The sequence below is a fragment of the Kocuria atrinae genome, from assembly GCF_039531425.1.
Taxonomy (GTDB): Bacteria; Actinomycetota; Actinomycetes; order Actinomycetales; family Micrococcaceae; genus Kocuria; species Kocuria atrinae.
The window spans coordinates 131,262-145,654 of the sequence record NZ_BAAAQA010000004.1 but is presented as its reverse complement, the minus strand read 5'-3'; the positions used below and the strand labels follow the sequence as shown (position 1 = coordinate 145,654).

At 65.7% G+C, this 14,393-nt stretch carries 11 protein-coding genes; 2 read left to right on the top strand and 9 right to left on the bottom strand.

Annotated features, from left to right (window positions below):
- Positions 1–11 precede the first annotated feature (11 nt).
- Genes ABD283_RS03655 through ABD283_RS03645 form a run of 3 tightly spaced genes read right to left on the bottom strand, consistent with a single transcriptional unit; the run spans position 12 to position 3,174 of the window.
- Positions 12–779, bottom strand: a complete 768-nt coding sequence (locus ABD283_RS03655; protein WP_344223665.1) for a glycosyltransferase family 2 protein — start codon at positions 777–779, stop codon at positions 12–14.
- Positions 776–2,113 (bottom strand): PIG-L family deacetylase, encoded by a 1,338-nt coding sequence (locus tag ABD283_RS03650; protein WP_344223663.1) that lies wholly within the window; start codon positions 2,111–2,113, stop codon positions 776–778. The genes ABD283_RS03655 and ABD283_RS03650 overlap by 4 nt, the downstream gene beginning before the upstream one ends.
- Positions 2,107–3,174: an acyl-CoA dehydrogenase family protein gene (locus tag ABD283_RS03645; protein WP_344223661.1), complete on the bottom strand. Its 1,068-nt coding sequence runs from the start codon at positions 3,172–3,174 to the stop codon at positions 2,107–2,109. The genes ABD283_RS03650 and ABD283_RS03645 overlap by 7 nt, the downstream gene beginning before the upstream one ends.
- Before the next feature lie 115 nt (positions 3,175–3,289).
- Here ABD283_RS03645 and ABD283_RS03640 point away from each other — a divergent pair, with 115 nt between their 5' ends.
- Positions 3,290–3,676: a GntR family transcriptional regulator gene (locus ABD283_RS03640; protein ID WP_344223660.1), complete on the top strand. Its 387-nt coding sequence runs from the start codon at positions 3,290–3,292 to the stop codon at positions 3,674–3,676.
- A gap of 126 nt (positions 3,677–3,802) precedes the next feature.
- Here the strand turns inward: ABD283_RS03640 and ABD283_RS03635 are convergent, their stop codons facing one another.
- Positions 3,803–4,417, bottom strand: coding sequence for a TetR/AcrR family transcriptional regulator (locus tag ABD283_RS03635; protein WP_344223659.1), 615 nt, complete (start codon positions 4,415–4,417; stop codon positions 3,803–3,805).
- 96 nt (positions 4,418–4,513) lie between these two features.
- Here ABD283_RS03635 and ABD283_RS03630 point away from each other — a divergent pair, with 96 nt between their 5' ends.
- Positions 4,514–5,836 carry an NtaA/DmoA family FMN-dependent monooxygenase gene (locus tag ABD283_RS03630; protein WP_344223658.1) on the top strand — a complete coding sequence of 441 codons (1,323 nt, stop codon included), beginning with the start codon at positions 4,514–4,516 and terminating at the stop codon, positions 5,834–5,836.
- 162 nt (positions 5,837–5,998) lie between these two features.
- Here ABD283_RS03630 and ABD283_RS03625 read toward each other — a convergent pair whose 3' ends face one another.
- The 5 genes from ABD283_RS03625 to ABD283_RS03605 all read right to left on the bottom strand — a co-directional run bounded on the left by ABD283_RS03625 (position 5,999) and on the right by ABD283_RS03605 (position 14,317).
- A complete protein-coding gene (locus ABD283_RS03625) occupies positions 5,999–7,252 on the bottom strand; it encodes an MFS transporter (RefSeq protein ID WP_344223657.1) in 1,254 nt (417 codons plus the stop codon).
- Between the two features lie 93 nt (positions 7,253–7,345).
- On the bottom strand, positions 7,346–8,152 hold the full coding sequence (narI, locus tag ABD283_RS03620) for a respiratory nitrate reductase subunit gamma (RefSeq protein ID WP_344223656.1): 807 nt from the start codon (positions 8,150–8,152) through the stop codon (positions 7,346–7,348).
- The gene (gene narJ, locus ABD283_RS03615; RefSeq protein WP_344223724.1) at positions 8,149–8,844 is read right to left on the bottom strand and encodes a nitrate reductase molybdenum cofactor assembly chaperone; all 696 of its coding nucleotides are present in this window, start codon (positions 8,842–8,844) and stop codon (positions 8,149–8,151) included. The genes narI and narJ overlap by 4 nt, the downstream gene beginning before the upstream one ends.
- Positions 8,844–10,586 (bottom strand): nitrate reductase subunit beta, encoded by a 1,743-nt coding sequence (narH, locus tag ABD283_RS03610; protein ID WP_344223655.1) that lies wholly within the window; start codon positions 10,584–10,586, stop codon positions 8,844–8,846. The genes narJ and narH overlap by 1 nt, the downstream gene beginning before the upstream one ends.
- The gene (locus ABD283_RS03605; protein ID WP_344223654.1) at positions 10,586–14,317 is read right to left on the bottom strand and encodes a nitrate reductase subunit alpha; all 3,732 of its coding nucleotides are present in this window, start codon (positions 14,315–14,317) and stop codon (positions 10,586–10,588) included. The genes narH and ABD283_RS03605 overlap by 1 nt, the downstream gene beginning before the upstream one ends.
- Positions 14,318–14,393: the final 76 nt, after the last annotated feature.

The following is a 14,393-nucleotide window of genomic DNA, read 5'->3' as shown; positions in this document are numbered from 1 at the left end:
CCGCAAGGACTTCAGCGATCGGCGAAGCCCTCCACCGGTCCGCGCTCAAGTGCGTCACGGGTGCCGTCCTGAGCCGCCAGGTTGCGCAAGTGATAGGCAAAGCCCAGGGCGGCCCGGCCCCGCAACCGCCCGGAGGTGATGGCCCGAATGCGGTCCGTGGACTCGACGCGAGCGCCGTGCGCGCGAAGCGCACCGACCACCGCCTCGTCCTCGCTGCATTCCACGTTCGGGAAGCCACCGGCCGCTTGGAACGCGCCTGCTCGCACCCCCATGTTCGCGGCATGGATATAAGGGTGCCCCTCGGTCAGATCGTGCTCCAGGTGCCACAGTCGGAACACCTGTTCGGGGCAGTCGGCGGGGTCCGGTTCCACGGTACCGAGCACAGCATCCACACCGGCCAGCGAGCGTTCAACCTGATAACTGAGCCAGTTCTGCGGTACCGCAGTGTCCGCGTCCGTGGACGCGATCCAGTCCGCCCCGAGGCGCAGCGCATGGTTTGCGGCGGCTTGTCGCGCTCCGCCGGCGCTCGCCCAGTCACCCTCCAGAACGGTCAGGTCCGCCCACTGTTCCAGGCCCCGTGACGACGGCGCAGCCCAGGCCTCCCGGGTGGCCGCCACCGTGCGGTCGGTGCAGCTGTCAGCGGCCAGGATTACGTCAACGGTGGTCTCCGGTTCGGCACGCACGAGCGTCCGAGCGGCCCCCGCGACCGACTCGATGCACCTGGCCACGCGTTCTTCCTCATTGCAGGCGGGAATCACCACCGCGATCCGTGGACTCATGCGCGGCCGCGCCGAGTGCGTGTGTAGATGTCGATCTCGAAGTCCGCCTCGCGGTGCTCCACCAACCGGGTCAGGGTGCGCCGCCGCCGGGCCTCACGGTGCACGTCGTCCCCGTCCAACGGCCAATCCTTGATGGGGTGGCGCCAGTGGCACAACACCAGGTGGCCGTCCGGTGACAGCGCCTTGGTGCACAGTGTCAGCAGCTCTTTCCACTGTTCGGGCGAGCAGAAGTAGCCCACCTCGCTCACCACGATCAGGTCCAGACCGGTCCACTCCGGATCCCATTGCTCGGGCAGCACCGCGTTGCGCAATTGCACGTTCTTGAGACCCCGCTCGGCGAGGCGCGCGCGGGCCTTGTCCAGGGCGACGTCGCTCGCATCCACCGCCGTCATCACGTCAACACGCGCGGCCAACTGCGCGGTGAGCGCACCGGTGGAGCAGCCGATGTCCAGGGCGCGGGGGTACAACTCCCGCGGGAGGCTGGCGGTGAGCACATCGCGTTTCCGGTGCTCGTAGCGGGAGCTGTCCACGTTCCACGGGTCCTCGGATTCGGTGTGGACACGGTTGAAGACCGGAGTCTGATGGGGTGCGGCCAGGATGAAGTATTCGCGGTCCCGTTCAAAATGTTCCAGGATGTGCGGCCCGAGCAGCACCTCGTCCCCAGGCTGGTCCGAGAGCGGGCGCACCTGGGACGCGTGATGTTCCAGCGCCTGTTGTTTGGCGTCCCGGTCCTCGTCAGAGAGCGTTACATGCACCAGCCCGCGCGGCAGTTTGTTCGGGGTGCCCCAGTGCCACCACCAAATGGGGTACTGAACGCAGCGAACGGCGGCCGCACCGGCGGTCTGCCGAACCTGTTCCGCGAGGACCTCGTGATCCGGGTGACCGTCCTTGACCCACGTGACCACGGCCAGGGGCTGGTTCCCGTGAGCCGCCCAGGCCACGGCGTCGTTGATGGGGCCCGCGAGCGCCTCGGCCGTGAGCCCGCCGTCGGGTAGCGCGAGGTACTCGGGGGTGACACAGCCGGCGGTGATGGCACCGACCGCTTCCGCCATTTCCTGGTGGCGCACGCGTGACAGCGATTCCTGGGTGTGCGTGGGGGAATCCGGGTGGGACTTCTCCCCCAGCGTGGCCACGATGACGCGTACGGCCGCACCGTTTTGGATCAGTCGGTGCACGGTGCCGCCCGCGCCCAGGGTCTCGTCATCCGGGTGCGCGGCGAAGACGACGGCGCGGTCCACGCCCTCCAAGTCCAGCTCGGGAACTACACGCAGGGCCTTACTGTCGGCCCATTCCTGCTCCGGAGTTCCAGGATCCCGGTGATCGAAGGTCACCACGGTGTTCCCTCCTGAGTCGTGTCACCCACGGGTTCTGCGGTCAGCAGCAGTTCTCCCAGTGCCGCGTTGTCCCGTTCGGCGTGGTCCTGGCGGATGTACACCTGCAACGAGGAGACCCGGCGGATGTGCGCGGCGTCCCCGGTCAGCGGCCCCGGTCCGGTGGCCCGTGAGACTTCTCGGAGCACCGTTTCCGCGGCTTCCGCAACCGTTCTACGAACGCGCAACGCCCACAGCGCGCCTCGCTCCCCCGTTGCCTCACCACGGTCGACGGCGCTCGCGGCCCGATCGAGCACGGCCGAGGCCGCGGTCAGGGCCAGGTCCACGCGACCGAGGTGGGCGCGGGCGGCGTCGTCGAGGGGCTTGCGCGGTTTCTTGGAGCGCTGCCACAGGAGGTCCGCCACGGATTGCGCCCCGCCCAACCAGATCGCGGCCACACCCATGCCGCCCCAGGCGAACCCGGGGCGGGTCAGGTACCACTCGTCCTCGCCGAGCGGTTCGGCGGGCACCGAGCGGAAGTTCACCGCGGTAGTGGGGACGTCCGAGAGCCCCTGAGAAACCCACGTGTCGAGGGGCTCGGGCTGGAATCCGGGGTGATCCGTCGAAATCACGAACGCACGGCGGTGACCGGTGCGCTCACCCGACTCGTCCGTGACGTGCGCGGTCGCCACGGCGCGGCTCACGAAGTCCGCCAGCGAGCACCACGGCTTGGTGCCGGTCAGTGTCCAGCCGGTCGCGGAAAGTGATGCGGTCAGTGGCGTTCCGGGGCCTTCCGCTGCCCACACCGCCCAGGTGTCTCCATCGGTCAGGAGGTCGCCGCGACCGGCCTGATCGATGATGGCCACGGCATCCAGGTGCGGTTCAATGATGCGTGCGTGGGCGAGATCCTGCCGCCCCAAGTGGCTCAAGGCGGCCCAGAGCTCGCGCGTATCTCCCTGACCCGGCAGGGGAAGCTCACGTGTCAGTTCCCCCGCCCTGTTCAGGCTGTGGCGGACGAACTCCGCCACCTGCCCGGCAACGGGTCGAGGGGCCTGCGGGATCGGCAACATCGACTGATCAAACACAGTAATAAGCCTACGTGTCTTGGGGGCTTGGCCGCGTCCACCCGCAGGGCCGTGACCGGATTTGTATCATGTTTAGTAACACGCGCCTCATTTAACCGTTCGAAGGGGTCCCATCATGTCCACCACCCAGGCAACGTTCGCCGTGGACACCACGTCCCCGGTCCCCGTGTACGAGCAGCTGGTCCAGTGCGTCACGAACGGAATCGCTTCCGGATCGTTGGAGGCCGGCGACCGGATTCCTCCGGTGCGTGCCCTGGCCACCGAATTGGGCCTGGCCGCCGGAACCGTGGCCAAGGCCTACCGCACCATGGAGGCCAGCGGTGTGATCGAAACCCGCGGCCGCAAGGGCACTTTCATCGCGCAGTCCTCCGACGACCGGCACGCTGCGGCGTGCCGCGCTGCCGCCGAGTACCTGGACCGCGCGGCGGGAGACCTGAACTACTCCCCCGAAGAGTGCCTGCAGATCGTGCAGCGGATGCTGGATCAGCGCGCGGCGGACTGAGAACCCGCGCCCCCAGGGGCCCCGAGTCATGCGAAGGTCGCGCATCATGTGTGGCCGCCTTACTGCACAGTAGGGCGGGCTACCTTGCAGTAAACCGGGATGAAATGGCCACGGGCAGCGCTCGACCTACAGATCGGTCCGCCAACCGGACCGGAGCAGATCGTTCAGTTCCTCTCGGGTCGAACCGTCCGCGGACGGGGCGCCCAGCGCCCATGCCATGGACAGGGTTGCGAGATACAGGTTCCTCCCGGTGAGGCCCTCGCGCGCATGGCCGTCGCCCTGGGCCGCCTCCAAGAACGCTCCGGTCGTGTCGATGACCTCTTGGCACGTGAGGCGCAGCGGGGAATCCTGCTCGCCCAATGCGGTCCGCAGGGGTTCGGGCAGGCCCTCGTAGGCCCTCATCCACCGGCTCACGGCATCGAGCCAGCGCTCGAGCGCGGCACCGGAGTCGCCGGACTCCTTCTCGATAGCGGCTGCCTCGGCGGACAGATCCGGCTGACGTCCTTCAAGGACTCCCGCGACCAACGCATCTCTGTTGGGGAAATGACGGTAGAGCGTCCCCGCGCCCACTCCCGCCCGCTTGGCGATGGCGTCCATGGAAACTTCCAAGCCCTCCGAAGCGAAGACCTGTTCGGCCACATCCAGGATGTGCGCCCGGTTGCGCCGGGCATCGGTGCGGGTGGGGCGCGTGTTCCGAGAGGGGTGCGCTGATGAGGGGCCTCCGCCCACGGCTGAAGTCATGAGGGGAACCACCTTGTCGGTTGATTAACGGAGACTCTCTCCGTATTTTGGTTTTCAAACCGGAGAGTGTCTCCTAATATCTCGCAAAGGACTGCCATGAGCAAGCGCACCATGATCCTCGGAATGCAGCTGGGCAACGGCTACGGATCCCAACCGATGGCATGGAAAGCACCGGGGGTCGACGCCGCCAACTACGCCAACTTCGACGCTCACGTTCGATACGCCCAAGCCGCCGAACGTGGAAAGTTCGCGTTCTTGTTCCTGCCCGATTTCGCCGGGATGAGCAAGGCCCCCGAACAAGAAGCTCCCATGCTCACGTTGGACCCCCTGATGACTTTGGCCGCGATTGCCCGCGGTACCGAGCGCATCGGCCTGGTAGCGACCGGCTCCACGACCTTCAACGAGCCGTACAACACGGCCCGCCAGTTCAAGACCTTGGATGTCATGAGCCACGGTCGCGCCGGGTGGAACGCTGTGACGACCAGTGATCCTCTGGTGGCCGCCAACTACGGTCAGGAGATCGACGCCCGACCCGAACGGTACGAACGCGCGCACGAAACCATTCAGATTGCCCAGGCACTGTGGGGCAGCTGGGAAAAGGACGCCTGGATCAAGGACCAGCAGACCGGCCAATTCGCGGACCCGGACAAGATCCAGCCGATCAATCTGCAGGGACGGCACGTGGCCTCACGGGGACCGCTGCCGATTCCGCCGTCCGAGCAGGGCCAGCCGGTGGTCTTCCAGGCGGGCGGCGGCGACTACGGACTGGGGCTTGCGGGCCGCTACGCCAACGCCGTCATCGGTGCCACGTTCACCATTGAGGATGCCAAGGCTCAGCGGAATGCCGTCCGGAAGGCCGCCGTGGATGCTGGCCGCGATCCCGATGAGATCAAGTACTTCGCCGGGGTCATGCCCGCCATCGCGGGGAGCAAACGGGAGGCCCTGGATCGCCGTGTGGCGCTGGGCCGCGAGGTCTTCCCCGCCCGCGTTCCTTACCTGGGTGCGATGCTCGGTCTGTCACTGGACGTGTCCCAGCTGAACCAACCCCTGACGGGGGAACAGTTGGAAGCCGCCCGTCCCAGCCCGTTCGATCCCCGGTCACAGCGGGCGTACGAGGTGGCTCAGGAAGGGTGGAGCATCCGGGACATCCTGGCCCACGGAGTGATCGACTACCACCCCACCCCCGTGGGTACTGCAGAAGACACCGCGGACCACCTTCAGGAATGGTTCGAGGCCGGTGCCGCGGACGGGTTCTGGGTGTCCATCGATGTCTACGAGGACGGCATCGATACCTTCGTGGATGAAGTGGTGCCCATCCTCCAGGAGCGCGGCCTTTACCACTCCGACTACGAGGGAACTACGCTCCGCGATCACCTGGGCGTTCCCGAACAGTACGGCCAGGATCCGCGCCTCGGCTGAGCGGGCGGGATTCACTAACGACGACGACGGCGCGAGCGGGCTGGGTGCCCGCTCGCGCCGTGTGGTGTGGAGCGCCGTCGTCGATCGCGCGCCGTGGTGAAAACCCGCCGTCGTCCTTTCGTGCATCTTCGTAGGTGAAGCGCGGCGGAACGAATGCGACGGTTACTTGGCCGGCGTCTGCTCGACCGGCTTGTCGTTCTCGTTGGTCTTGCCGCCGTTGCGCACCACGAGGGCCAGTAGGAAAGCCACCGCGGCGAACACAGCCAGCAACGTGAGTCCCACGAAGTACGAGCGGTTGTCCGGGTTGTAGGTGGCGCCCATGACCAGGGGCGGGAAGTAACCGCCCAGGCCACCGGCGGCGGCAATGATGCCACCAATGGTGCCCACGTCCTTGGCGGGAGCCGCGCGGCCCACCCATCCGAACACACCGCCGGTGCCCAGGCCCAAGAACACGGCCATGGCCAGGAACAGCGGGCCGTAGACGTGCTCGGCGTCCGGCTGGAAAGCCACGAACATGGCCAGCACGATGGTGCCGCCGAACGAGGTCAGAGTGACGATCTTGGGTCCGAACTTATCCGCGAGCGTGCCGCCAATGGGGCGGGCGATCACGGCGGCCAGCGCGAACCCGGCGGTGCGGGTGCCGGCCCCGGTGGGGTCGTACTCGTACACGTTGGCCAGGTAGGTCGGGAGGTAGTTGGAGAAGGCCACGAAAGCTCCGAAGACCACTGCGTAGAGGAAGCACAGCTGCCACGTGACCTTGAGGGTGAAGGCGTGCTTGAGCTTGGGCATCATAGGCTCGACCTTGCGCCCGGCACGCGCCGGGGAATCACGCAGCATCAACCAGCACAGCAGGGCACTGACGGCCACGATCGCGGCAATGATGATGTGAGTGGCCATGTACCCGGTGGCCTCAACGAGGCGCGGGGTGAAGAACGCGGACACCGCGGTACCCACCATGCCGGCGCCGAACACACCGGTCGCGAAGCCCTTGCGATTGGATTCGTACCAGGCGGAGCAGAACGGGATGCCGATCGCGAACACCGTGCCGGCAATACCCAGGAAGAACGCCACCACCACGAGCAGCGGGAAGTTGTTGAGCTGACCCACCAGGCCCGTGAGCAACACGAGCGGGGCGGTGATGCCCAGAATCACGGTGAACATGAGTCGCCCACCGTACTTATCGGTGAGTGCACCCACCGGAACGCGGGCGATCGAGCCCACAAAGATGGGCATGGCCACGAGAATGGCCGTCTGCCCCGGGGTCAGCGACATTTCACCCGCATAGCGTTTGGACAGCGGCCCCACGATGGTCCACGCCCAGAAGCCCACCGTGGACGCCAGGGTGGCCAGGACGAGATTCTTGAGTTGACCCTGTTTCAGGTTCGGTGCCGCTGAGGCGGCTTGAACGGAGGACATGACACTCCTTCTGCGAGGTCTGCGAAAGCTACGAGCTGGTGGGCCTGGCTCGGAAGGCGTTCTCGCGGGAACGCCTTCCGAGCGGAGAGCCGTTTACTTGACGCGCGTGGAACCGGAGTGTTCGCGGGGAGGCCGGGTGCGGCGTCGTCCGCTGTCGCGGTCGTGCGTACCGATCGGCTCCCAACCGCGGCGCACCGGAGCGGAACCGGTGCGGGGGCTGGAACCGCGCGTGCGGTACACGATGTACGGGCGGAACAGGTAGTGCAGCGGTGCGGTGAACGCGTGCACCAGGCGGGTGAAGGGCCAGATCGCGAACAGCGCCATGCCCCACAGCACGTGGATGTGGAACGAGGTGGACGCCGCTGCCATGGCCCCAACATCCGGCTGCAGGATCCACAGCGAACGGAACCACGGGGACACGGTCTCGCGGTAGTCCACGGTGTTCGGGTCGAAGACGGCCAGCACGGTGGTGGCCAGGCCAGCCAGAATCGCTCCCAGCAGCATCACGTACATGAATTTGTCGTTACCGGTCGTGGCCATGAAGACCGGGCCGGTGCGGCGTCGGCGAACGATCAGCATGACAATGCCCACGAGCGTTCCCACACCGGCCACCGTGCCGATGGACAGCGCCAGGAAGTGATACGCGTGCTCGGACATGCCCACGGCCTCGGTCCAGGATTTGGGAATCACCAGGCCCACGATGTGTCCGACGAGCACCGCCAGAATGCCGAAGTGGAACAGCGGTGAGGCAATCCTCAGCAGTCGGGATTCGTAGAGCTGGGACGAACGGGTGGTCCAACCGAACTGGTCGTACTTGTAGCGCCAAATCACCCCGCCAATGAGTACCGCCATCACCACGTAGGGCAGCACTCCCCACAGAAGAGAGTCGAGAACGTTCACTGGTTACCTCCGGTCATGGGCAGGAGTCGGGGGTCATAGGCATCCAGACCCACGGATTCGGTGGGCGGACCGTAACCCGCCATACGCGCCACCGCTGACTCGTCCTCCGGGGACGGTCCGGGCAGCGTTGAGCACACCAGTTCCACCACGCACGCGTGGGGCAAATTGTCACGCAGCAGCGCCAGTCGCAGTAGCTCGAGCGAGGGTCGGTAACGCTGCAGCAGCTCGAACCCGTCTTCCGGGGAGACGCGCGCCGCGAACTCCAACACGACGGGCAGGTGGTCCGGCAGTTCTTCGTCCCCGAACACGCAACCGTGCGCGCGGTAGACCTGCTTGAACGCTGATAACGCCTCACCTCGACGGCGCGTGTCACCGTCCGTCCAATAGGTCAGGTGCAGGCTGTGACGGCGCGAGAGGTCGTATTCCTGGACGTAGTCGCCTTGGATTTCCCGCAGGTCACCCTCGCGCAGCCAGCGGGTCAGGGGTTCGACGGCGCTCGGGGCCACCCCGACCTCGGTCAGGGCGTCCTCGAGCACGGGTAGCTGGTCGATGAGTTCCCGGTCCGGATAGCCCAGAAGCACCGCCGCAGCCTGGCGGATGACCGCCGAGCGTTGCGGATGACGGTCCCGGTACTCGGGAACATCCACGGTGCCTTTGGCGGCCTTACCCAGCAGGGTGGAGAGCAGACCCATCATCGCCCCCCGCTGGCACCGGCGGTGCCCTGATCAGGACGAGAACCCGAGTTCTCCGCGGTGGTCGACATAGTCGCCGCGTCCTCCTGATTCCGGGCGGGGAACAACCCGTCCGGGCTGCCGTTGCCGTCCCAGTTGAGCAGGTTCACGCGCCCGGCCAGTTGCTCGTTACCCGTGGGGTCATCCCCCATTTGGCGCGAGCGCAGCGCCTGGAAGTTCTCCACGGCCACCGGCATCGGGCGGCCCGAGGCCTCACCGAACACACCGGTCTGACCCATGCCGGGCCCGCCGTCCACATCCAGCGAGCATCCGATCTCTTCCAGGTTGTGGGCGTCCTCCACGTGGGCCGCGGGAATCACGTAGCGCTCGTCGTACTTGGCGATCGCCATGAGACGGTACATCTGCTGGATTTCGGAACCGGTCATGCCCACGGCCTCCGCAATGGACTCGTCAGGTTCGTCACCCAGGGTGATGTTGCGCATGTAGGCGCGCATCGCGGCCAGCTTGCGCAGCACGTTGGTCACGAGCTCGGTGTCACCGGCGGTGAACAGCTCGGCGAGGTACTCCACCGGGATGCGCAGACTCTCGATGGCACCGAACAAGTTCTCCGGGTCCTCGCCGTCGTGGCCCTGTTCCTTGAGCAGATCCACGATGGGAGACAGCGGCGGCACGTACCAGACCATGGGCATGGTGCGGTACTCGGGGTGCAGCGGCAGCGCCACGCGCAGTGTCTTGGCCAGCGCGTACACCGGTGACTTGCGAGCGGCGTCGAGCCAGTCCTCCGGGATGCCCTCCTGACGAGCGGCGGCAACGACCTCGGGGTCGTTGGGATCGAGCATGAGGTCCAACTGGGCCTCGTACAGATCCTGCTCGTTGGGGGTCGCGGCGGCCTGGGTGACCTTATCGGCGTCGTACAGGAAGATGCCGATGTAACGCATGCGGCCCACGCACGTCTCCGCGCACACGGTGGGGATACCCACTTCGATACGGGGGTAGCAGAACGTGCATTTCTCGGCTTTACCGGACTTGTGGTTGTAGTAGATCTTCTTGTACGGGCAGCCCGTCACGCACTGACGCCAGCCGCGGCACTGGTCCTGGTCCACCAGCACAATGCCGTCCTCGGCGCGCTTGTAAATGGCGCCGGATGGGCAGGCCGCCATGCAGGACGGGTTCAAGCAGTGCTCGCACAACCGCGGCAGGTAGAACATGAAGGTCTGTTCGAACTCGAACTTGATCCGGTCGTTGGCTTCCTTGTGAAGCTTCTGGATGATCGGATCCAGGTGACCCATTTCCGTGGCGCCGCCGAGATCGTCGTCCCAGTTGGCCGACCATTCGACCTTGGTGTCCTCACCCGTGATCAGGGACTTGGGGCGAGCCACCGGGAAGTCATCACCGGCGGGTGCGTTGACCAGGTTCTCGTAATCGTAGGTCCAAGGCTCGTAGTAGTCCTTCAACTCCGGCTGAACCGGGGAAGCGAACAACTGGGCGAGCTTTTTGAGCTTGCCGCCGGACTTCAACTTGAGGTTGCCGCGCTTGTTGAGTTCCCAGCCACCCTTCCAGGTTTCTTGGTCCTCGTAACGGCGCGGGTACCCCTGACCCGGGCGGGTCTCCACGTTGTTGAACCACACGTACTCGGTACCGGCACGGTTGGTCCATGCTTGTTTACACGTCACCGAACAGGTGTGACACCCGATGCACTTGTCGAGAGTCATCACCATGGCGACTTGAGCCATGACACGCATCAGTACTGAACCTCCTGCGAGCGCTTGCGGACAACGGAGACGATGTCTCGCTGGTTTCCGGTGGGGCCCATGTAGTTGAAGGCCCAGGACAGATGGGCGTAGCCGCCGATCATGTGGGTGGGTTTGACCAGGATTCGCGTGACGGAGTTGTGAATGCCGCCGCGTTTACCCGTGGCCTCGGACTTGGGAACGTCAATGGTGCGTTCCTGTGCGTGGTGCACGTACACCACCCCTTCGGGCATGCGGTGGGAGACCACTGCGCGTCCGACGAACACGCCGTTGGTGTTCACGCACTCGACCCAGTCGTTGTCGGAGACCTCGATGGCCGTGGCGTCCTGCGGGGACATCCACACCGAGGTGCCACCGCGGGACAGCGACAACATGAACAGGTTGTCCTGGTACTCCGAGTGGATCGACCACTTGTTGTGCGGGGTCAGGTAGCGGACCGCGATGGACAGCTCACCCTTCTCACCGAGCTTGGGCTCCCCGAACAGCCGGTGCATGTCCAGCGGTGGCCGGTAGGTGGGCAACATCTCGCCCATGTCCTTGAGCCAGTCGTGATCCAGGAAGAAGTGCATGCGGCCACTCAGGGTGTGGAACGGCTTGAGCCGCTCGATGTTCACCGTGAACGGTGCGTACCGGCGGCCTCCGGTTTCCGAACCGGACCACTCCGGTGAGGTGATCACCGGGACGGGTGCCTGCTGGGTGTCCTTGAACGTGATGCGCTTTTCTTCCGAGCCGCGCGCCAAATCGGAGAGTTCCTTACCCACGCGCTTCTCGAGCGTTTCGAAGCCCTGCGTGGCCAGCTCGCCGTTGGTGGTGCCGGACAGCATCAGGATGGCCTCGGCCATGCGCTGATCGGTATCCAGCGCGGGACGTCCCTCCGCGGCGCCCGAATCGAACACACCGTGCAGGCGACCCAGCTGGTCCACCTGGTGCTTGACATCGAAAGTGACGTTCTTGGTGGTCAGCCCCAGCTTGTCGGCCAACGGGCCGAGTGCCACGAACTTGTCACCGATGGCGGTGTAGTCGCGTTCCACGATCTTCAGGTTGGGCATGTTCTTTCCCGGAATAGCGGGAAGGTCCGTGCCCTTCCATTCCGGTGCGTGACCGCCCGGTTGGGCGATCTCCCCCGGGGTGTCGTGGGTGAGCGCGGTGGCCACAACGTCCTTGCGCACGCCCAGGTGGTCACGGGACTGCCGTGCGACCTCGTCAGCCAGCAGCTGGAACAGCTTCCAGTCCGTCTTGGCTTCCCAGGGCGGGGAGATCGCTGGGGTGAACGCGTGCACGAACGGGTGCATATCGGTGGAGGAGAGGTCGTACTTCTCGTACCAGGTGGCCGCCGGGAACACGATGTCCGACAGCAGCGTGGATGAGGTCATACGGAAGTCCGCCGAGACCAGCAGGTCCAACTTTCCTTCCGGAGCGTCCTCGTGCCAGCGCACGTCGCGCGGTTTGGCGGCCTCGTGGTCCTCGCCCATCACGCTGTTGTGGGTTCCCAGCAGGTGCTTGAGGAAGTACTCCTCACCCTTGGCCGACGACCCGAACAGGTTGGAGCGCCACAGCACCAGCGTGCGCGGCCAGTTCTCCGGGGCGTCCGGGTCCTCCACGGCAAAGTTCAGTTCGCCGTTCTTGAGCTTGCTCGCGATCCACTCGGGTTCGCTGCCGGCCTCACCGCGTTCGACGGCGCTCGTGGCAGCATCGGCCACATCGAGCGAGTTCTCGTGGAATTGCGGGTAGAACGGCATCCAGCCCAGGCGGGTGGACTGTGCGATCACGTCCGCGGTGTGCATGCCCTTGAGGTGACCGTCCGCGAGTGGGGACTGCAGCGAGTCCGATGAGTAACCGTCGGAACGGAACTGGTCGGTGTGCATGTACCAGAAGGCCGTGCCGATCATGAAGCGCGGCGGACGCACCCAGTCGCTACCGGAGGCCATGGTGGCCCAGCCGGTGATGGGGCGCGCCTTTTCCTGGCCCACGTAGTGGGCCCAACCGCCGCCGTTTCGGCCCTGGCAGCCGCACAGCATGAGCATGGCCAGGATGGCGCGGTAGGTCGCATCACCGTGGTACCACTGGCAAATACCGGCGCCCAGGATGATCATCGACCGGCCCTCGGACTTCTCCGCGTTGGCGGAGAACTCGCGGGCGGTGCGGATCACGGCCTCGGCAGGGACGGAGGTGACCTCTTCCTGCCAAGCGGGAGTGTAAGCGGTATCGACGTCGTCGTAACCGGTGGCCCACTCCCCCGGCAGACCCTCGCGGCCCACGCCGTACTGGGCCAGCATGATGTCGAACACCGTAGTGACGGTGCGACCCGCAATCTCGGTCACGGGTACGCCCCGGCGGATCACCGAGCCCACACCGGTGGGGTCGGTGAAGGCCGGCAGCGCCAGATCGCTCACCTCACCTTGGTAACCGGAAGCGTCCGCGATCGACAACGACGGCGTGACACCCTCCAGATCGAGGTTCCACTTGCCCTCGTCGTGCTCGTTGTAGCGGAAGCCCATGGAGCCGTTGGGAACCACCGGCTGATTGGTGTCCCGGTCCAGCAGAACAGTCTTGAACGCGGGATCAGCCTGCGAAGCGGCGTCGTCCCCGGCCTTGCCCAGATCCTCGGCGGTGAGGAACTTGTCCGCGACCACCGTGCCGTCCTCGCGGCGCGACAGCGAGACGAGGAACGGAAGGTCCGTGTACTGCGAGACGTAATTCTCGAAGAACGGGACGCGGCGGTCCACGAAGTTCTCCTTGAGGATCACATGACCCATGGCCATTGCCAGGGCCGAGTCGGTGCCGGCCTGGGCGGGCAGCCACTCATCCGCGAACTTGGTGTTGTCCGCGTAGTCAGGGCTGACCGAGACCACCTTGGTGCCTCGGTAGCGCACCTCGGCCAACCAGTGGGCGTCCGGGGTACGGGTCACGGGAATGTTGGAGCCCCACATCATGAGGTAGGTGGCATCCCACCAGTCACCGGATTCGGGAACGTCCGTCTGGTCTCCGAACACCTGGGGCGAGGCCACCGGGAGGTCTGCGTACCAGTCGTAGAAGCTGTTCATCACACCACCGATGAGGTTGATGAACCGGGCACCAGCTGCATGCGAAACCATGGACATCGCGGGAATCGGCGAGAACCCGATGCAGCGGTCCGGGCCGTACGCCTTGATGGTGTGCACGTGAGCGGCGGCCGACATTTCCACGGCTTCCTGCCAACTGGAGCGCACCAGTCCGCCCTTACCGCGGGCCTTCTGGAAGGCCTCACGCTTGACGGGGTCATTGACAATGGACTCCCACGCGAGCACCGGATCCGAGTGGATCTGCTTGGCCTCGCGATACATCTCCAACAGCACGCCGCGCACGTACGGGTAGCGGACGCGGGTGGGTGAATAGGTGTACCAGGAGAATGCGGCGCCGCGAGGGCAACCGCGCGGTTCGTATTCGGGGCGATCCGGGCCCACCGACGGGTAGTCCGTCTCCTGGGCCTCCCACGTGATGATGCCGTCCTTGACGTACACCTTCCACGAGCAGGATCCGGTGCAGTTCACGCCGTGGGTGGAACGGACAACTTTGTCGTGACTCCAGCGGTTGCGGTAGAAGGCGTCGCCCGCGCGACCACCCTCCCGGAACACGGCGCGGCCGTCCTCCGTCTCGTCCCAGCGGGAGAAGAATTTCCCGAGTTTCAATAACGCGTTCGACGCCGGGCCATCGACCCCGGCGGGGGTTTCGGTGGTAGCCATGGAGCCACCGTACCCCTAATTCACATTCAAAATGCCGATTTAACGCGGCAGTAACCAAAAATCCATCTTTCCGGGC